Below are 20,210 nucleotides of genomic sequence, written 5' to 3' on the forward strand. Positions count from 1 at the left end.
GGATTGAGCATTAAAAAAACAGACATGTGAGCCATCTGCGACATACTAAAGCTAAAAACTTTGTGAAGGAAGTAGCATTGGTCTGTCTACCTATCGAAACCTTATTGTTGCTCGAAAAGTAACCTGTCCCCGTTTACGCAAATACAACCACGAACGGGGTGCTTGCCAACGAGCGTTTTGCAATAGAGCCACACAAGCCTTGTCTACCTTGCGTGATACACCTTGTAATACACTTACTTGCTGTGCTTTTAGGTGATCATCTATGGTAAGGATGAGGGTCATTTCTTTATCTTGATGCCGTTTTCTCAACAGTTTTTTTGGTAATTGTGAGCTGATATAGTGGCTCAGGTCTACGGATTGGGAGTGGTACACCACCTGAGGCAAACGAGGCAAGTGATGATTGGTCAGACTGTCGGCCTTTATTTGGGGTTGCACCCAATAGTCCTTGCCAAACTTCTCAGCAATCTTTAGTGCCATCGTTTTACTATAGCTTTCTGTTGTAGCGTCTACCACACAACCTTCATGACTTACCTTTATGCCTAATTTACGCAATTCTTTCATATATATATTGGTATGAGTCATGTCTGAAGGGAAACCATAAAAACGCAAGTGATATTTGCCTTGGCGAGCGTCACGCAATGCTTGTACTTTGCCTGCCGTATGCCCCCACAACAACATAGGAGGTGGCACCATGCGCGCTGGAACCTCTAAGTGTATCCTTGCCGGATCGTCTAACCCTAGCTTTTTACGCGCCCACTTTGTCCAGGGGTTGCGAGCTAAAAAAACACGCTTATTTTGCTGCAACCAAGCAATATCTGCAGGAACTTGCTTAAGTTGGTTGCCGTTTAGGTCAAGCCTTTTGAGCTGGGTAAGTTTCTTAAGTACTGTTGGAAATTCATTTAGTTGATTTTTACCTACGTTTAAATCGCGTAAGTTTTTTAAAGCGCTTATGTATGAAGGTAAACGAGTGAGCTTGTTTTGGTACAAATCCAGTTTTTGTAACTGGGTAAGCTGCCCCAATTCTTTGGGCAAACTGGTGATTTCATTAAAAGCCAATATTAATGTTTGAAGCTTTTTGAGTTGGGCAATCCCTTTGGGCAGTGCTTTTAACCTACAATTAGTAAGCACCAGTTTTTCGAGGTTTTGGAACTGAAAAATTTCCACAGGTATCTTCTGGATACGCTGGCTTGTCAGGTCCAGTATCTTTACTTTTTCGGGTGTTTCAAGGGCAAGTTCTATGTGGTAAAAAACCTGGGGCTTTTTTTGAGCATTCCCTGCTGCAACGCTTGCCAGCATCAAACAAGTGAGTAAAGTTATTTTTTTGATAGAGGGTATCATCACAATCATTTTTCACAAAGTTAACGATTCAATGTCTAAACTTTATCCAATAATTCATCAATGGTTGTTTTGGGTTTATGAATCACACTTTTTTGGGTAAATTTGGTCATGCTTTTAAGCAACGCTCTCTGTGTTTGCCCTCGGTTTACGGAGTGGTCACTTTATGGCAGCACAATTTTTTTAAATGATGCACGGGTTCATTTTTTTGAATCTTGGCATTAAATCTAAATTTTATTGTTTAAGTGATCTTTCATAAATAATTTGAGCCATTAAAGTGTATCTATTGCCCTCATTCTTCTCAAAAAAAAAGCCTCATAGCTTTGGCTATGCACCGTTTTTTTGAATCGTCTGAGAACAATATATTTTCTTAAATTGGCACATCTTATTTTTTCCAGATCACTAAAGTTGTCTCGACAACCTCCCAAAAGTTGGGATAACTTTTTTGTTTATACATACTAATCCACCCCGAAGAGGTGACAAACGAAAACAAGATATGAATGACCTGGCAAAGCAGTTAATCGAGAAAAACTTACAAACGAAAGACCCTTACCTCGACTTGGGTAATTGTGGCTTGACCAACCACTCGCCCTGCCTTGACTTATTGGCAGAATGCACGCATTTAGAAACCTTGATTTTTTCGGAGATTTGGCACGAATGGAATCCTGGCGCCTTAGACTATTTTGAGGCCACCAGTACCAATAAAGGCAGACAAAATAAGTTCAGGGGTATTCCTGTGAATTTGCCTACATCGCTTAACAAATTGGTATTGCGTGAAAATAGTATTGATCGAATTGAAAATATAGCTCACCTGACCAACTTACAGTACCTTGATTTGGAAGAAAACGATATTGAGGTTATAGAGAATCTTGATCATTTGGCCAGGCTGGAGTACCTTAACCTGAGGGGAAATGCCATTGAAAAGATTGGGAATTTGAATGCACTCACCCAATTGGTGCACCTTGAGTTGAGCAGCAATAGCCTTGAGAGGGTTGAAAACCTGAACCATCTCAAACACTTACAAAACCTTGACTTGAGAGAAAATAATATCAAAAAGATTGAAAACCTGGCGGGTTTGACAGCATTGACTCGGCTTGACCTGGGGTATAATGGGTTTGGAAAGATTGAAGGCCTACACAACTTGCCCCGGTTGAAACAACTTGAGCTGGAAGAAAATGACATCAAAAAGATTGAAAACCTCCACCACTTGCCTCAGCTCAAGAGCCTCAATTTGCGCTTTAACAGCTTTGAAAAGTTGGAAAACTTGGACGCATTGACTGAACTCACTGAACTATCGTTGGGCTACAATGGCATAAGTAAGATTGAGGGCTTGGAAAAATTGACCAAGCTAAAAATGCTGGGTTTGATGTTTAATAGGGTAACAAAGCTTGAAAACTTAGATACTCTCACCGAACTGGAGAAGCTTTGGATGAACCATACGGGCATTAAAAAAATTGAAAATTTAGATAAACTTACAAAGCTTACTCATTTGTCGTTGATGTGTAGCAAGGTGACAAAGATTGAAAATTTGGAGGCATTGACTCAGTTGACTTCACTGAGTTTACATGCAACTAAAATCAGTAAAATTGAAAACCTGGAGGCATTGACCAATTTGACCAAGCTGCGGGTGGATGGCAATAAGGTGGCAAAGATTGAAAACCTGGACAATCTTACTCAGCTTGATGATTTGATGTTGGGGGGCAACCCCATTAGCAAAATTGAGAATTTAGGTCATTTGATTAAGCTGCGGAAGTTGGATTTGGGCGGGTTGGCTATTACTAAAATTGAAAATCTGGAGGGCTTAAGAACTTTAGAACAATTAGATTTAGGTGGTTCACAGATTGAGACGATAGAAAATCTAGAGGGGCTCACTGGCTTGCAAAAACTGGAATTAAGAGCGACTAAAGTCAGTAAAATTGAAAACTTAAATCATCTGCCAGCCTTGACTGAGTTGGATTTGAGTGAGACAGCCATTACAAAAATTGAGGGGTTGACTGGGTTGGAGGGGCTTAAGGAACTAAGCTTAAGTAAGAATAAAATTACTAAAATTGAAAACTTGGCAGGTTTGTCCAAGCTTGAGAAACTGAGCCTTTGCGCAAGCAACCTCAGTAAAATTGAAAACTTGACTGGTTTGCCCAAATTAAGGGAGCTTTGCCTGGAAAAGAATGCCATTGAGTGCCTCGAAAACCTGAGGGGCTTGCCTGCGCTCAAGGAGCTTGACCTGAATAACAATCAAATTACTCATATACAACCCAACGCGTTGCCTACCCAATTGGCTGAGTTGAACCTTAGTCAAAACCAATTGATAAAAGTGGAGCACCTGGCAGGAGTAACTGGGCTCACTGAGCTTGATTTGAGTGAAAATAATATTAGTAAAATTGAGAATTTCGAAGATTTGCCTGCTTTGGAAACGCTTGATTTGAGTTACAACAAAATCACACGGCTTGAAAATTTAACTGCTTTGCCCAACCTCAGGGAGGTAAATATATACCAAAATCAAATTACTGAGATAGCCACTGATGCAGTTACCAGGCAACTGCAAGAACTTGACTTGGAACAAAATCAAATAAGCACTATTGAAATCTTAGTTAATTTTACAGGTTTGAGCCAGGTTGATGTAGGGAACAATCAAATCAAATGGTTTCCGATTGAGCTACTTGATTTGCCGTGTTTGACATCGTTGCGGTTAAAGAATAACCCTTGGCAAAATATACCTGTAGCCATTACAGAGGGCTACCATGCATTGCAAAATATTAGGCGTTATTGGCAAGACCTTGAGCAGGGTAAAAGCCTGATTTATCAGGCAAAACTCTTGCTGGTGGGCAATGGACGCGTGGGCAAAACCAGTTTGGTGCGGCGCTGGCTCGACAATGCTTTTGACCCTGACCAAAGCTCTACCCATGCCATTCAACTACGACAACACATATTACCCCAGGTTGCCCAAGACGAGGCGTTAGAACATGTACAACTCAATGTATGGGATTTTGGTGGGCAAGATATTTACCATACTACCCACCGCTTGTTTATGCAAACTCAAGCCGTGTTTTTGCTCGCTTGGGATGCAGCGACTCAAGCTACACCCGAACAAACCGAAAAGTTGGGCGATGGCAGCGAGGTGATTTATAAAAATTATCCGTTGTTGTATTGGCTCGATTATGCCTATATTTTGGGCAAGCAAAGCCCGGTGTTGGTGGTGCAAACCAAGTGCGACCGTGACGGGGTGCAGGCGCCGCCTCAACTCACAGATGACTTAAAAACACATTATCAAGTACAACAATGCCTGGCGGTAGATGCAGCAGTAGATGATGCTGCCAAGAATGGATTTAAGGAGCTAAATATTGCGTTACAAAATGTGTTGGCGCAAGGCATCCAGCGTACTTGTACCGATTTGCCCGAAAGCTGGTGGCATACTCAACAAGCCCTGGAAAAGCTACAAAAAGAAGGAAAACAAATGCTGAGCATAGTAGGTTTTGAATCACTTTGTGCTGAGCATCAGGTGCCTAAGGCGTCTTACAAAGTTTTGCAAAGTTATTTTCATAATTCAGGCGTGTTTTTTTATCGCCCTGGTTTGTTCAACGACCAGATTATACTGAATCAACAATGGGCTATAGATGCAGTGTACACCTTGTTTGATCGAACGGGCATGTTTATGCAACACCGAGGCAATGGTTTTTTTACGGGGGCAGACCTGGGGTTGGTTTGGCAGGATAAGCCCAAGGCAGAACAAGAATTGTTGTTGTCGTTTATGGAGGCTTGCGAGCTATGCATAGACCTCAACCGCCCCCGAAATAAAAAGGCTCCTCGTTACATTGCCCCCTTGTTCAAAAGAGAATACCTAGCACCTCAGTTGTTGCCCAACACTACTCCAGCAGAGCAAGGCGCCTTGTTTCCAGCGGGAGCCACTGGTGTGTATCTTAAGTTTTGTCATCCGGTGTTGCATGCTGCTGTAATGCACCGTTTTATTTTACGTACCCACCACTTTGCTTCTCGTGACAATATCCAGCAACAAGCAATTTTGCTGGAGGTAGCAGGCACTCAGGCATTGGTGGAGGCTTTTCCAGATAAGAATGAATTAACCATACGACTGAACAAGGAAAACAGCACATTGCTTAGTCAAATTCGCAATGAGTTGAGCGAAATACAGGAAGGCATAAGTGGCATTGGGGAGTGGGCAAGTATAGATGGGCAAGGGTATGTGGCAATGGAGGAGTTATGGCAAAACCAACATTCGCCTCAAGTAATGGGCGACAATGGGCAAGCCTATGCCGTGACCGCGTTTGAGGTTTTTTTTGGCTTAGATAAAGTGGCTTTTTTGGGAGAAGATGCTCCTCCTCAAAAACTTTAGGGAACAACCCTCAAATAAAGTAGGTGTTTTCAGTGAAAGGTGTTGGTTTGAGGCGAGGCAAATTTTGCGAGCGTAGCCGCGTCCCGCAACCTCGCCCAATATTCCCCAAATGTTGTCGTGGTCAAGACGCATCAGGGCGAAACATCTTCTCTCAAATGCGTATACTACTTGTTGGTTACTCCCTTAAGCAATGTGCTCAAAATAAGTCTTTAAAAACCGCAGAGTTTGGGTTTCGTTCTGCGGTTAGGTAAATTTTTTAGTTTTACTTATCGAGCACTTGTACTTTTTTGTCGTCTTTATAAAGGCTTTTTTCAAGCAAAGTACCCTCTTTTGTTTTATGGATTACTGTTCCTTGCAGGGTATCGTTTACCCAACTCCCTTCCATTTGTTCTCCATTTTTTAAGTACAATATTCCCGGACCGTTCCTTAGATTATTTTTCCAGGTGCCTATGAACTTTTCCCCATCACCCCATACAAAAACTCCCTTGCCGTGACGTTTTTTTCCTTTCCAACTTCCTGAATAACCCAATTCGGGTAAAAACTTAAAAAGATAAGTGTCAGGTTTTTTTGCCTGAACAACCAGTTTGAATTTTCGTGGATACTTGTTGATCGTAGGTAGTAAATACCTGCGAGTATCAGAAAAACCCAATTGATCTAATACCACATAGTCTACCCCTTTGGCCTTGAGGAAGGCAAGTTGTTCTTCTTCATTGGTTGTACTCTTGAAGCGAGTGACGGTGCGGTCAGCAAACACATAAAATAATTGTTCTTTACGACAGGTTACCAAAACAGAATCGGGCGTATTCTTTTTTACCCATTTAGCCAAGGCTAAATAATTATTGTAATTAGGTGGGTAAGGGTTTTGAGAGGCTTGCTTGAGTTTATGTAGAGGATCACTTGCGTAGATTTTCATACTGAATAGCCCAACAACTACAAGCAATATAGCAATAGGAGTTGTAATGCGAGTATGCCAGTATTTTTGTGCCACTAAATTATAGAGTGTAATCATGCCATTGACCATCATAAAGAAAAGTAATGGAATCAAAGGCAGTAAAAAACGTACCCCAAACCATACTGATGGCCATAATAGTAAGATTCCGGCAGTGCCTAATATATAAAAAGGGATCACAGGATGTTTTTTGAACATTGCATAAGTTCCAACAATGATTAGAGCCAAAATAGCTAGTCCCAAGAGTAACTCTGTATGACTACTAGGCACTTTATAATCGATATTAGTAATATTTAATAACCCAGAAGGGATTTCTCGGCTAATGTAGCGAATCAGATTTACCCAAAACCTTGCGAACCAATCGGTGATAGTCATAGAGCCCAGTTCTGCATTGTAAGGGTTTTTAAAAAATAGTTGTTTTATATAAGAACCCCCACCCAAACTATGCTGACGCCACTGCCAGGGAGACACCAATAATAAGAAGCCTACTAAAAGTGCCACTGAGTATTTCCATTTTTTTTGCAAAAGTATCCAAAGTAAACTACCCGCAAACAGAGACAATCCTATGGATCTGATGTAGTAAGAAACTCCTAATAACATTATCAAGATAGCAAACCGCCAGTTTTTGTGAAAAGGTTGGTTAAAGTCAATCTTTAATAAGACTAAAAAACTTAAAAGTGAAAAAAACAAAAATGGGATTTCACTCATCATCATCATACCAAAGGTGAGTAGGTGATAGTTGGTAACCATAAATAAGGATAATATAAAACTTAGATGGTAGTTGTCTGATAATTGATAAAATATCAGGAAGGCAAGCACAATAGAGCCCAATAATAAAAAGCCACTAAGTTGTTTTATACTAAGCATGTCACCGAAAGAAAAGTAATGGGCTAGAGCAATGATGGCTGGGTAACCAGGAGGAAAGTGCCTATGTTTAGTTTTATCTTTTGTATGTATGTTGGTAAAGCCTTGACCAAGCGCAAGTGATTTACCCAAAATATAATAACCAGCATTATCACCTGCTTGAGCCACCTTACTATCAAAGGTCTGGTTGTAGGTAAGCAAGAATGTAACGAAAATTATAAATAGATAAGCTGAAAGTAAGTAGGAGTTTTTATCTTTGACCTGTTTTATTTTGGTAAATAATGAAATCTGTTTCTTTTCAGTTTTTTGACTCATAAAAGTATACGTTTACATAACGAAGTACTGTGGAGCAGAAGTGGGGCATGCCTTCCAGGTTTTTAAAGCCTGTAAAGTATACCTGCTTGTTCCAGAGTACCAAAAGCAGGACTTAATATTATTTGGTAAAACTACAAAAATAATCTAATTCACTGAACTTTGTATCTGATTCTTGTACTTCTTCAAAAAACAGGTACTACCTTCTTTTAGATTACTTTACTTTTTTTACAAAAACACCAACAGCCAAAATATCAATAAAGTTGCCTGTTAGAAAAAATATTTTTTGCGGTGTTGTTTTTAGATAGAAGCTCTCGGGTTATTTTTACCAGACCACAAGAATAAGGTTTAGCAACCACTTACTATTTTTAAAAACATGAGGGTAATGTTTGTGATTCCAAGGGATAATCTGGGTAGCAAGGTTGTCTTTGAAAATGCCCCTGATTAAGCTAATTTTACTTAGCTACTAGAGGACAATACTCCGCAGTGATTTTAGTCAAAGTTGGTTATCAGTTATTGATGAATTTAAAAACTATTTAATTGGGTGTTTAGGCGTAAAACCGAAACACTTTTAAAAATAAAGTGAGTACACAATCTTAATATAAAATACTGGTTTACAGCATTTAACAAGGTGAACATTTATTCAAATCAGCTATCGACTAAATACTTCCAGCTGCTGATTTTATAAACCCTTAAAAATCAATGTATTATAAAATAGGTAGCATGCCTGCAAACCAGCCTAAAGCTAAGGGCTAAAGGCTAATAGCTTTAGGCTGTAGAAGCTATGGACTATCGAAAGGACAAAAGGAGGGATAAAACCAGAAATTAATTAAAAACAATGCACACAACCGAACAAGACACCTATATAAAAGAAACCTATGGCGTAGAAGGTATGAGTTGCGCTGCTTGTGTGGCAAGTGTAGAAAATACCCTGCAACATATAGAAGGCGTAGAAAATGCTACCGTAAACTATGCCAACCATACCGTGCAAGTAGTGTATGCGCCCGATTGGGTAGGTGAACAAACCCTGCAAAAAGCAGTACAGACTGCTGGCTATGACTTGCTCGTTGCCTCTGCCGAAGCAGGTTCTGCTACCGATCAATTGGCTCAACAGCAGCAAAAAGCCTTGCGTCAACTCAAACAAAACCTGGTGGTAGCAGCTGTGTTTACAATACCGCTTGTGATCATTGCTATGTGGTTTCCTGACTTGCCCTATGCCAATTTTTTGATGTTGAGTTTAACCACTCCGGTATTGATTATTGCAGGTAGATCATTTTACCAAAATGCCTGGACACAAGCCCGCAGTGCCAAAGCCAACATGGATACTTTGGTGGCGCTCAGTACGGGTATTGCCTTTGTGTTTAGCCTTTTCAATACGTTTTACCCCACATACTGGCAGCAAAAAGGGCTTGCTGCTCACGTATATTATGAAGCTTCAGCAGTAATTATTGTGTTTATTTTATTAGGAAGACTGTTAGAAGAGCAAGCAAAAACGGGTACATCTACGGCAATTAAAAAGCTTATTGGGCTACAGCCCCAAACTGTGACCCGGCTAAATCCGACAGGCAAGCCTGAACAAATTGACCTGAAAGCAGTGCAAACTCAAGATATTTTGCTGGTAAAACCTGGCGAGAAGATTCCGGTAGATGGACAGGTCACCGAGGGACAATCGTTGGTAGATGAAAGTATGATTTCGGGCGAACCAGTACCCATAAGCAAGCAAGTAGGCAGCCCGGTATTTGCTGGAACGATCAATCAAAAAGGAAGCTTTAGGCTCAAGGCCGAAAAAGTAGGGGAACAAACCTTGCTTGCCCAAATCATAAAAAATGTACAAGAAGCTCAAAGCAGCAAAGCTCCGGTACAAAAGCTGGTGGATAAAATAGCGGCAGTGTTTGTGCCAGCTGTTCTAGGCATTGCAGTGTTGAGTTTTGTCGCTTGGCTACTTTGGGGAGGCGAAAATGCGTTTTCGCAAGGTTTATTGGCAATGGTAACCGTCTTGATTATCGCTTGCCCTTGTGCCTTGGGGCTTGCTACGCCTACTGCCATTATGGTAGGAATGGGCAAAGGAGCCGAAAATGGCATATTAATTAAAGATGCCGAAAGCCTGGAGCAAGCCGGGCGGGTGGAAGTAGTCTTGCTCGACAAAACGGGCACCATTACTCAGGGAGCACCTGCTGTGGTAGATGTTGCCTGGGCAAGCGATGCGGCCCCTCCCAATATTTTGCTAGAGGTAATGGCGACCATAGAACAACGCTCAGAGCACCCACTGGCAAATACTATAGTACAATATGCCCAAGCTCAAGGCATTGAGCCAAACAACGATGCCTTGAGTCAGTTTGAAAGTATTACAGGCAAAGGGGTAAAAGGCGTGTGGCAAGGACAGACCTATTGGGTAGGCAATGCACGCCTGATGGCAACTCAAAATCTTGCACTTCCTCTGGACTTGACCAAAACCAGCGAACAATATAAGCTAAAAGGCTACACAATGATGTTTTTGGGAAGTGCCCAGACAGTAAAAGCCGTATTTGCTTTGAGCGATCCTATCAAAGAGAGTTCCAAAGCGGCCATTATGCATTTGCAACAGGAGGGCAAACAGGTATACATGCTCACAGGAGACAGTGCGGCTTCGGCAAAAGTGGTAGCTGCTAGAGTAGCAATTAATGAAGTATACGCCGAAATGTTACCACAAGACAAAGCCAGTTTTGTGCGCAAACTACAGGCAGAAGGCAAGGTAGTGGCAATGGTAGGAGACGGTATCAACGACTCAGAGGCATTGGCTCAAGCCAACATTAGTATAGCCATGGGCAAAGGGTCGGACATTGCTATAGATGTGGCAAAAATGACTTTGATATCTTCTGACTTACAAAAGCTTCCCCAAGCGTTTGCGCTTTCGCGTAGCACCATGCGCACCATTCGACAAAACCTGTTTTGGGCTTTTATTTATAACCTGGTGGGTATTCCTATTGCGGCGGGGGTGTTGTATCCCGTTAACGGCTTTTTGCTCAACCCTATGCTTGCTGGGGCTGCTATGGCGCTTAGCTCGGTGTCGGTAGTAAGCAATAGCCTCTTGCTGAAGTTTTTTGACCGAAGGTATGCGGGGAGCATGCAGGGAGACATTACGGGTTAGAAGCCCTGATAGGGGCAAGTTTTAAGCGACAAGCTTCAAGTTGTACCCTGTTCCATAGGTAGCTGATAAACTTATAATACACTTATTTTCAGCGGATTATGAGTTTGTTGGTTAGAAGCCCTGATAAGGTTCCCTTGGCTGGCGCACGTCGTCCTCGAGTGTGCCTTGCTAGACAATTTAGTCAAGACACCATTTAGTTTTGGGCTTGAACTTGCCAGAATGGACATGCGTCAGCAGGGGAATACACCTCAATCACACAGGTATTGTGCGTCGATTACTTAATCACTAAACGTTTGGTTTTGCGGCTACCGTCTTTGAGTATCAACTCAACCAAATATACACCAGTAGCCAGTCCATCAGTAAATAGCTCTTTTTGGTCGCTGCCATTGGGCACATATTGTTGCAGTACTTTGCCTACCAGGTTGAGTATCCTTACTTTTTCAATCTCATTGCGGCGGTCAGTCACTACAATGGGCTGGTTGAGTCGGGTAGGGTTGGGGTACATAAAAAACTCGTTTTGCGCTACCACTAATACCTCTACTTCGTCGCTATAAAATGTTTTGCCTGAGGCATTGGTAAGCGCTACCCTGTATATATTGCGATAAGCCAGGGGCGAAGCATCGCTAAAGGTATACAAAGCCCCGCGTGGAGGAGTGTTGGCTATAGTTTTAAAACCTTCGCCCGAACGGTTGCTACGCTGTAGGGCGATATTGCGAAGGCGGTAGTCGGTAGCCAACGTAAGTTGTAAGTGGGTAGTGTCATTAAATCCAGGGGTTGCTAAAAACGATTTGAAATAGCATTTGATCCCCTTAAAATCAGTATTGATTGTATTGCCCCATCTTACTGCGGTATCGTCAATGAACGGAGCAACCGCAAAATACTTACTGGAGTGTGTACTTTTGTTGATCACAATGAGCGTATCTTGTACTTGAGCGATTGGTTCGAGGTATTTTACCCCCATTTTATATACCTGGTAACTGCTCACTCCAGGCAACGGTGACCAAAACAACATGAGTGCTTGTGGGCAGTCGTACCCTACATTGGGGGCCAACCCTGCCATTACCTGAAAAGGATCAGAAGTAAAGCTAAAGCCACTGTGGGCGGTCAAGCGTATTTGTATAGGAGCAAACAGGTTGGGTACTGCCCAGTGGTGGTATTCTTTTGACAAGTCGTTTAGTTGGGCAATGAGTTGCCAGGTGTTGCTATTGGCGAGTTTGTATTCCAGTTTACCCGGTTCGGCGACCTTGTGCCAGTTCCACTGCAAGCGGCGCGTGTGGGCGGCTTGTAATACGTCGTTTTGCAAAGGATACACCCATTCGAAATCTGTAGGGTACTCATAGGCGAGGCTAAAGCGTTGGTTGGCTACGGTCAGGTTAAAGGCTTTGACACTGATTTCGTATGTTCCAGCAGCTGGAAAACTAAGCGTTACTTGTTCTATGTTATTGAGGTGATCTTCGCCTCGTTCGGCAGGTAGTTTCAGGGAGTCGGCATGGGCAAAGATGTTGAGTGTCCAGGGTTTCCAAATGGTACTGGTACCCACCTTTTTTACACTTAGGTCTAAGTCATTGACCAAGGCTTTGGTGTTGCCTGCCTTTGCTGCGGGATCGTGCCATACCAAGGTTACTTTCAAGTGTTGGGCGTGGGCGGGCACAGTAATTTTAAACGTCTTGCTGTCGTTGGTAGCAGCTAAAGTTTCGGTGAAATAGCGGTTGTCTTCCAAGGTTTTAATAGTACCCAAGGCGTCAACACTACCAAACCCGTATTCAAAGTCAATCCCCGTCCTGCCTAAGTCGTCAGCAGCGTTGATGAGCACCGCCTTTAGCAAAGCAGCCGGAGGGATTTGCCCTTTTTTGTTCTGGTAGGCTTGTTGCGCCAACAAACCAATGCCCGATACTATAGCTGCACTTTCCGACGATCCATTGCCTCCTCCGTAGGCAACCAATTCGGGCTTGATCCGCCCATCGTAAGCAGGCCCTCGGCTACTAAGGGTAGTCACTACCGAGTTGGTGTCTATTTCGCCTACTGTGAGCACATTTTTAGCTACTTTAAATTGCCCCGACAAGTTGGCAAAACCCTTGATGTTATACTTGGTATGAGCCGCAGTAGCTGTCTGGTTGCCAAAATTGCCAATAGAAAATACGTGTAACAATTGCGGAAAGTCAATGCCGTGCTGGTCATAAGCTTCAGCTTCGATGCCATAATAGTTTTCTATAGCCCCTACACCATACGAATGGTTTTGTACATACGCTTTTTGTCTCATGAGCGTGTTGCCATTGTCAGGAGCGAGCCCGTTTCTAAACCCGGAAGAGTAGAGTTGGGCTTTCCAGGCCACCCCCAGGGCGCTCGACGAACTGTTGCCACCTCCGGCAATAACGCTGGCGATGATAGACGCGTGTGTGTCTACAGTTTTGCCTACGTTGGCGGTGTCTGCAATGCGCCCGGCAAAGTCAATATCCGTTTTGTTAAAAGGGTCTTCGCGCACCGACACAAACAAGCCATCACCATTGAATTGGGGGTAGCGTTGGTGCACTGCACTTATTTTGTTAAGCCATACTCCTCGGCTGTCAAAACTCAATTCAGTTTTGGCGGGGAGCTTGCCACGATCTATAAACAATACTTGTGGGCAAGTAGCGAGTTTGTCGATGGTTTGGTGGCAGGCATTGCTTATTTGTGCTATGTTGGGGTACAATTGCTTGATTTTTTTCTGAGGCAAATATTGTGTACACCATTGGCTAAATGCCTTAAAGTCAAGAATTTTTACTCGAATGGTATGGGTGTATGACAAACACCCTGGAGCTACCTTGATGGTTTCAAATCTTTTTTGGGCAAAAGTAGCCATGCTTAAAGTAAGGGTAAATGTTAGTAGTTGTATTGTTTGTAAGTGTATTCTCATAAAGCTTTTGTATGGTATAAATGCTCAGCCAAAACCAAGGTTGACTGGTAGTGGTTGATTGTTATTGAGCTTATCTTGGGTTCGCCTCATTTATTACTCAAGTTTAATTAAGGAACATGTTCCTAAGGGGTGTTCCCAAAGATGGCTCCTTTTGTTGGTGAGCAATAACAGGCAATATACATGATTTCGTTTTTTTAGCCATCATAACGCTGCGCTTATGTCTTGCTATTTAACCCACAATTGCCCATCTTCGGGGCTTGATTTGTTTTAGTAAAGTAAGTTTTTTATGAAGATATTCGCCATTGGCAGAAACTATGTGGCTCATATTGAAGAATTGGGCAATGAACGCCCCGATGAACCAGTAGTATTTACGATGCCCAATACTGCCTTGCTCACCAATAACAAGCCTTTTTATTACCCCGATTTTTCGAAAGACATTCATCATGAGGTAGAACTGGTGCTGAGAGTATGCCGCAATGGTAAATACATAGACGAAAAGTTTGCCCACAAATATTATGACTCTATTGGGGTAGGTATAGACCTCACCGCAAGGGACTTACAGGCTAAAGCCAAGAAAAAAGGTTTGCCCTGGGCTATAGCCAAAGGTTTCAACGGATCGGCTCCATTGTCTAATGAGTTTATCAAGGTAGAGGATATTCCTGATGTACACAACATTAATTTCAGACTGGACATTAACGGAGAGGTAAAACAAGCGGGCAATACCAACCGCATGATGTTTAGTTTTGACGCCATTATTGCTTACTTGTCTCAATTTTTCCTGATCCAAAAAGGCGACCTTATTTTTACAGGCACACCTGCTGGGGTAGGTCCTGTACAAATAGGCGATACGATGACGGCTTACTTTGAGGATAAAAAAATGTTGAGCATAGATGTAAAGTAAGATTGCCAAACTGTTTGCCTGGATTGTTTAACTTTTTGGTAACTTTCCGGGCTAAATACATAGATTGGCGCAGTTTTTTAAGGGGGTAATATACCAGATCAAATGATGCCATATCTGATCGGTTTTCCGGTCAACTATTATTCAAAATATTTTGTTAAAAGAACGCTGTGATGCAATGATCCAATTTCTGCTTCGTTTGGGCAAGCTGGATTGAGGCATTACTTTTGTTTTTTATGTAATTTTTGTAATATGCCTAACAAATTATGATGGCATCAAATTCCAGAAAGTATTTTAATTATATATACATTACTCTTTGCGTGGTTACCCTTTTGGGAGCTTTGGGTATGGGCTATGTTGTGCCCTCAAAACCCAAAACCATAGACGAACAAAGAGTAAAGGAGATTACCTTGCGGGTGCAGCGTGAAATAGCTGCCATGAAAGAGGAGTCGGGCACTGTAGCCAAGGCTATTCTTACCCAAGGTTTACAATCTTTTGCCAACGGAAATTTTAAGCAGCAATACCATTGTTATATTTATAAACAAAGCGAGCTAAAGTATTGGACTAACTACAGGTTTGTGCCTGATTATCAGGATATAAAAGGGCAATACCTTACTCGTATGTTTAAGTTTAGAAACGGGTATTATTTGGCGCTAAAAACCATCGTAGCACACCCCAAAGAGGGCAAGCTAGAGATGTTTAGCCTGTTGCCTGTATATACTCAATACCCCATCAGCAACACCTACCTTAAGTCGGGGTACAATGCCCACATTATTTCTGACAATACAGTGAAAATTTCGCTGACCAAAAATAAACGACACCGCAATATATTTAGCAAAAACAAACAGTTTTTATTTAGCCTGGAACCCTCTGGCAAGCCGATGGTTCAACAAACCGAAACTTCGTTTATTACTATTATACTCATTAGCTTGAGCGTGTTTTTTTTGGGACTACAGGTCAATCTTTGGGCGAAGCAACTGGTGCGAAGCAAAAAATTTGAACTGGGCTTTTTATTGTTTGCAGCGTATTTGGTGGGAGTAAGGTTGTTGATGCTACAGTTTGACTTTCCAGGCAACTTTACCGGTAGTCAATTATTTAGCCCCCATATTTATGCTTCGTCGGTGCTCTCACCTTCTATTGGCGACCTCCTCATCAATGTGAGCATTTTGGTAGGATTGGTCGTTTATTTTTCGGGGTATTACTTTAGGTCCAGGTCATACCGTTATTTAATTAACCTGCCTTATAACAAAAAACAGCGGGTGTCGATCATTTTGGTGATTTTGAGCTTTTTTGCCTTGCAACTCACTTTTTATATACTGCAAACCATCATTGTAGACTCTCAGCAAATCAATGTAGACATTACCGAAAACATAGAGGTAACAACCGCCAAGTTGGTGGCAGGCATTGTGTTTTTGTTGGTGTCGGGTTTTTACTTTTTTGCCACCCACATATTCAGTCGCCTTTTTATCAGACTCAACCTGGCCGCCAATCGCTATGTTACCCGCGACTCCATATCGGTTATTGTATTGTTTGTATTGGGTACAGGCGTGTATGTATTCATCAGTTTTTTTGCCGAATTGTTACAACCAATGGTCTTGATCATCAATGGTTGTTATTTTGCCATATTGGTGGCCATCAGGTTGCCCCGCCAACTCTATCGTTTCAAGTACCTTTCTACCATTTATATGTTTTTGGGAGCGCTTGCCTGCGCTAGTATGGGGGCGTATGTAGTGGTAGACTTTGGCGAAAAGGAAGCTATAGAGAAGCGCCGCAAAATTGGGGATTTTTTGATTGCCGAAAACGATTTGCGCACCGAGTTTTACCTCAAAGACGCTATCAAATCTATCAAGCAAGACTCTGCGCTTACCACTGCCTTTAACGATAGCACCTCTCAAGACAATCAAATAAGGGCACAAGTGGTTAAACACCTGGGCAACGATTTTAATAAGTACCTGGTAGATATTTTATTGTTTAATGGCAAAGATGGCAATACTTACACCAATTCGCCTATCAACAAAGTAAACATACAAGACCCTTCATTGACCAAAGATGATGTGATTTTTACCAACTACTTTGAGTACAAAAAGAAGTATGACCGCATATTTTACGAAACCGAACATCCTGACATTTACTTTATCAATGACTTAGGGGCCAACCTGATTAAACAATACCTGGGGTTTATAGCTATAGGCGATAAAAAATCCCCGAAAGGGTATATTATTCTAAACTTTAAACAAAAAAGGGCTGTTTCCACCAACGTATACCCTGAGCTACTGGTAGACAAGCAGTTTTTGCGTACTTCGGAACTTAAAAAGTACAGTTATGCGGTGTTTGAAAAAAACAAGTTGATCTATAGCGCAGGTACTTATAACTATGAGCGTGACTTTGATATTAAGTTCTTGGCCAATGATCAGGCAATTACGAAAGGCCTGGTACATAAAAACTTTAAACACCTGGTGACCAATGGTGGGCGCAAAAAGTTTGTGGTGATCTCAAAAGAGCATTACCCGTTGTCACAGTTTTTCTCTAACTTTTCTTTCCTGTTTTTGTTGCTGGTATTGTTTATCACCAACATTATTCTCTTGTTTAGCCTACTCACCAGGGTACGAAAGATCAAGGTGAATTTTGCTACCCGTATCCAGTTTTACCTCAATGTTGCTTTCTTTCTGCCGCTTATCACGGTAAGTTTGGCGATGTTAAGCCTGATTGATTCGTCGTATCAAAATGATTTTGACAATGCGTTTTTTGAGAAAACAGAAACCGTTGCCACCAATATTTTACCTTATGTAGAGAGCTACCAGGAAAACTCGCTTACCCAAAGCCAGTTGTTTGATAAGCTCATTCAAATAGGGCAATACCTAGAGGTAGACATTAATATTTTTACCCCCCAAGGCAAACTCATTACTTCTACTCAGCCTTCTATCTACGAAAAATACGGTTTGTTGTCTAAGTACCTCAACTACAAGGCATACCAAACCCTTTCGGGCAATCAGGTAAAAAAGGTCTTGTTGAGCGAATCGGTAGGGCAGCTCAATTATAAGTCGGTATACATACCATTGAGGTCTTACGAAACTAAAAAAACACTGGGTATTTTAAGTATTCCGTTTTTTGATTCTAAAAATGAACTGGACGAAAAAATGGTGAATGTGTTGTCAACGATTATGAATATATTCACTACTATATTTATTGTATTTTTGATTGTGTCTTATTTTGCTTCGCAGATTTTGACCGACCCACTACGTTTGATTACCCAAAAAATACGAAAAACTACGTTGCACGAGAAAAACGAGCCACTCGAATGGAACTCAAAAGATGAGATTGGTCTAATGGTAGATGAATATAACAAGATGTTGATCAACCTCGAAAAAAGTAAAGAAGCCCTGGCTCGTAGCGAAAAAGAATCGGCTTGGCGCGAAATGGCTCGTCAGGTAGCCCACGAGATCAAAAACCCGCTAACGCCCATGAAACTCACTTTGCAAATGCTGGAAATGCGTTTGCAACAACAAGAAGAGGAAGTAAGAGAAACGTTTGCCCGTTATTTTAAGACTTTGCTTACCCAAGTAGATACCTTGAGCGATATTGCTACATCGTTTTCGTCGTTTGCCAAAATGCCCATTCCGAAAAGTGAGCGATTTGAGATTTCGGCAGTGCTGAAAGAAACCGTAAACCTGTATACCAATAATAAAAATGTAGACCTGGAAGCGGACATTGCCAGCGGTGATTTTTTTGTAATGGGTGACCAAAAGCTGATGGGGCGTATTTTTACCAACCTGGTACTTAATGCTATTCAGGCGGTACCTTCTGACACCCGTCCTCAGGTGACAATTAACCTTACCCGTTTGCCTCAGCAAAACATCAGGATTGAGGTAAAAGACAATGGAAGTGGTATACCAGAAGACATCAGAAAAAAGGTGTTTGTGATCAATTTTACTACCAAAGAGTCAGGTTCAGGTATTGGTTTGGCGGTTGCCAAACGTGGTATTGAACACGCAGGTGGCCATATTTGGTTTGAGACAGAGGAAGACAAAGGGACGAGCTTTTTTATAGATTTGCCTTTGATGGAGTGATGGTTTTTAGCTGCACAAATCATATAACACTTTCTCCCTTGAACACGTTACTAAACTTTAGTATCTTGTAATCTCAATACTCCGCAGTGATTTTAGTCAAAGTTGGTGGCTGGTGATCAGTTATTGATGAATTTAAAAATAAAGTGAGTACGCAATCTTAATATAAAATACTGGTTTACAGTATTTAACAAGGTGAACATTTACTCGAACCAGCTATGGACTATCGACTAAATACTATGGACTATTGAGTCTACTAAATTAAACAATAGCAAACCCATGGAAGATCACGATTTGAGTAAATTTTCACCCGAAGATTTAGAAAAGGCGCAGCAGGTTATTAAAAAAGCCAATGATATTAGCTATTTTATCAAGGATTCCATTGCCAAAATGGATTTTGAAAAGTTGACTCCCGAAGAGCTTGAACGTTTGTTTGAGATTGGTGAAGATGTGAGACAAATGCATAAGGATTATGAACAGCGTAAAAAAGATTTGGAAGACAAAAGACAATCATCTGAGAATGAGTAGTTAACTTTACCTGTTTTGGGCGAACAAATATGCCTGAAACAGGTTTTTGTGTTTTTTACTGTTTTCTGCTCTGTGGTGGTTGTTTTACGCTTAGCGTAGCCATCAGGAACTACCGTCTTTTAAATACAGTTTTTATAAGTTGCTAAAAATCAACGTGATAAGGGAAATGTAGTTACTTAGGGAACAGGGTATATCTAGAACCTTGCACCTAGTCGCTAGAACCTTATCGAGGCTATGGACTAATAAATTTATGCGCCTTACTCAACTGGAAACCGAACTAAAATGCCGTTTAGGTTACCCTTACCGCTGGGGAAGAAAACAAAACAACTATTGGGACAAAGCTACCAACTTTATTTATCAAACCCCCCATTTCGATCAGTTGTTGAAGCACTTTGAGCAAGCTTTTGCCCAACATCCCGAAAAGCAACAGTGGCTTGACTACACCCTCAATCGCTGGTTTAACTTTTGGTCTGCCCAAGCCTTAGAAAAAGTCTTTTGTCATGCTTCGGCAGGCGTGCGTCCGGCATCTGATCCTCAAGACAGCGAAAAAGATTTTTTTATTACCAACATTCCCTTTGACCACAAAACCACGGTTTTTCCTCAGCGTTACCCCCATTCTTTGCATTATGCCCACCAGCACCCCGAAACTTTGCTACAATGGCTTTATGAACATCAGTCAAAAGGCAAGCGTTTACACCATAAAAACCGCCTTTTTGTGGTACTGTACGACACTTACGAGCAAAACCACTGGCAACTCAAGGCTTACCTTACCTGGCTTAAGGCATTGGTAGATTATTATGTCCATCATTTTGATAGTAGTCGTTTGTTTCGTTTGCCTGGAGCCTATGGGGAGGCGCCCATACTGGCAGATATTATCTGGGCAATTAGGTGAAAA

The 20,210-nt window shown here is 41.7% G+C and carries 9 protein-coding genes; 6 read left to right on the forward strand and 3 right to left on the reverse strand.

Annotated features, from left to right (window positions below):
- Nucleotides 1-90: 90 nt before the first annotated feature.
- Nucleotides 91-1,347, reverse strand: a complete 1,257-nt coding sequence (locus M23134_RS37350) for a leucine-rich repeat domain-containing protein (protein WP_002693171.1) — start codon at nt 1,345-1,347, stop codon at nt 91-93.
- A 484-nt stretch (nt 1,348-1,831) separates the two neighbouring features.
- Between M23134_RS37350 and M23134_RS01470 the strand changes: the two genes are divergently transcribed.
- Complete coding sequence (locus tag M23134_RS01470; protein WP_002693173.1) at nt 1,832-5,680, forward strand: leucine-rich repeat protein; 3,849 nt, start codon at nt 1,832-1,834, stop codon at nt 5,678-5,680.
- A gap of 262 nt (nt 5,681-5,942) precedes the next feature.
- On the opposite strand, the gene M23134_RS01475 is transcribed toward M23134_RS01470, so the two are convergent.
- Nucleotides 5,943-7,808, reverse strand: a complete 1,866-nt coding sequence (locus tag M23134_RS01475) for a phospholipid carrier-dependent glycosyltransferase (protein WP_045112812.1) — start codon at nt 7,806-7,808, stop codon at nt 5,943-5,945.
- 835 nt (nt 7,809-8,643) lie between these two features.
- Between M23134_RS01475 and M23134_RS01480 the strand changes: the two genes are divergently transcribed.
- Entirely contained in the window at nt 8,644-10,932 is a 2,289-nt protein-coding gene (locus M23134_RS01480; RefSeq protein ID WP_002693180.1) for a heavy metal translocating P-type ATPase, read from the forward strand.
- A gap of 274 nt (nt 10,933-11,206) precedes the next feature.
- Here M23134_RS01480 and M23134_RS01485 read toward each other — a convergent pair whose 3' ends face one another.
- Nucleotides 11,207-13,825, reverse strand: coding sequence for a S8 family serine peptidase (locus M23134_RS01485; protein ID WP_082226499.1), 2,619 nt, complete (start codon nt 13,823-13,825; stop codon nt 11,207-11,209).
- 286 nt (nt 13,826-14,111) lie between these two features.
- Between M23134_RS01485 and M23134_RS01490 the strand changes: the two genes are divergently transcribed.
- The 4 genes from M23134_RS01490 to M23134_RS01505 all read left to right on the forward strand — a co-directional run bounded on the left by M23134_RS01490 (nt 14,112) and on the right by M23134_RS01505 (nt 20,207).
- On the forward strand, nt 14,112-14,726 hold the full coding sequence (locus M23134_RS01490) for a fumarylacetoacetate hydrolase family protein (protein WP_002693184.1): 615 nt from the start codon (nt 14,112-14,114) through the stop codon (nt 14,724-14,726).
- A 263-nt stretch (nt 14,727-14,989) separates the two neighbouring features.
- A complete protein-coding gene (locus tag M23134_RS01495; RefSeq protein WP_053337219.1) occupies nt 14,990-18,790 on the forward strand; it encodes an ATP-binding protein in 3,801 nt (1,266 codons plus the stop codon).
- A gap of 276 nt (nt 18,791-19,066) precedes the next feature.
- Nucleotides 19,067-19,315 (forward strand): hypothetical protein, encoded by a 249-nt coding sequence (locus M23134_RS01500; RefSeq protein ID WP_002693187.1) that lies wholly within the window; start codon nt 19,067-19,069, stop codon nt 19,313-19,315.
- Nucleotides 19,316-19,565: 250 nt separating this feature from the next.
- Nucleotides 19,566-20,207: a hypothetical protein gene (locus tag M23134_RS01505; RefSeq protein ID WP_002693189.1), complete on the forward strand. Its 642-nt coding sequence runs from the start codon at nt 19,566-19,568 to the stop codon at nt 20,205-20,207.
- Nucleotides 20,208-20,210: the final 3 nt, after the last annotated feature.

Origin of the sequence: Microscilla marina ATCC 23134 (assembly GCF_000169175.1) — a bacterium.
GTDB lineage: Bacteria > Bacteroidota > Bacteroidia > Cytophagales > Microscillaceae > Microscilla > Microscilla marina.

Bases quoted from the DNA above. Each gene is read 5' to 3' on its own strand.
- M23134_RS37350 (WP_002693171.1), bottom strand. From the start codon at position 1,347: ATGATTGTGATGATACCCTCTATCAAAAAAATAACTTTACTCACTTGT.
- M23134_RS01470 (WP_002693173.1), top strand. From the start codon at position 1,832: ATGAATGACCTGGCAAAGCAGTTAATCGAGAAAAACTTACAAACGAAA.
- M23134_RS01475 (WP_045112812.1), bottom strand. From the start codon at position 7,808: ATGAGTCAAAAAACTGAAAAGAAACAGATTTCATTATTTACCAAAATA.
- M23134_RS01480 (WP_002693180.1), top strand. From the start codon at position 8,644: ATGCACACAACCGAACAAGACACCTATATAAAAGAAACCTATGGCGTA.
- M23134_RS01485 (WP_082226499.1), bottom strand. From the start codon at position 13,825: ATGAGAATACACTTACAAACAATACAACTACTAACATTTACCCTTACT.
- M23134_RS01490 (WP_002693184.1), top strand. From the start codon at position 14,112: ATGAAGATATTCGCCATTGGCAGAAACTATGTGGCTCATATTGAAGAA.
- M23134_RS01495 (WP_053337219.1), top strand. From the start codon at position 14,990: ATGATGGCATCAAATTCCAGAAAGTATTTTAATTATATATACATTACT.
- M23134_RS01500 (WP_002693187.1), top strand. From the start codon at position 19,067: ATGGAAGATCACGATTTGAGTAAATTTTCACCCGAAGATTTAGAAAAG.
- M23134_RS01505 (WP_002693189.1), top strand. From the start codon at position 19,566: ATGCGCCTTACTCAACTGGAAACCGAACTAAAATGCCGTTTAGGTTAC.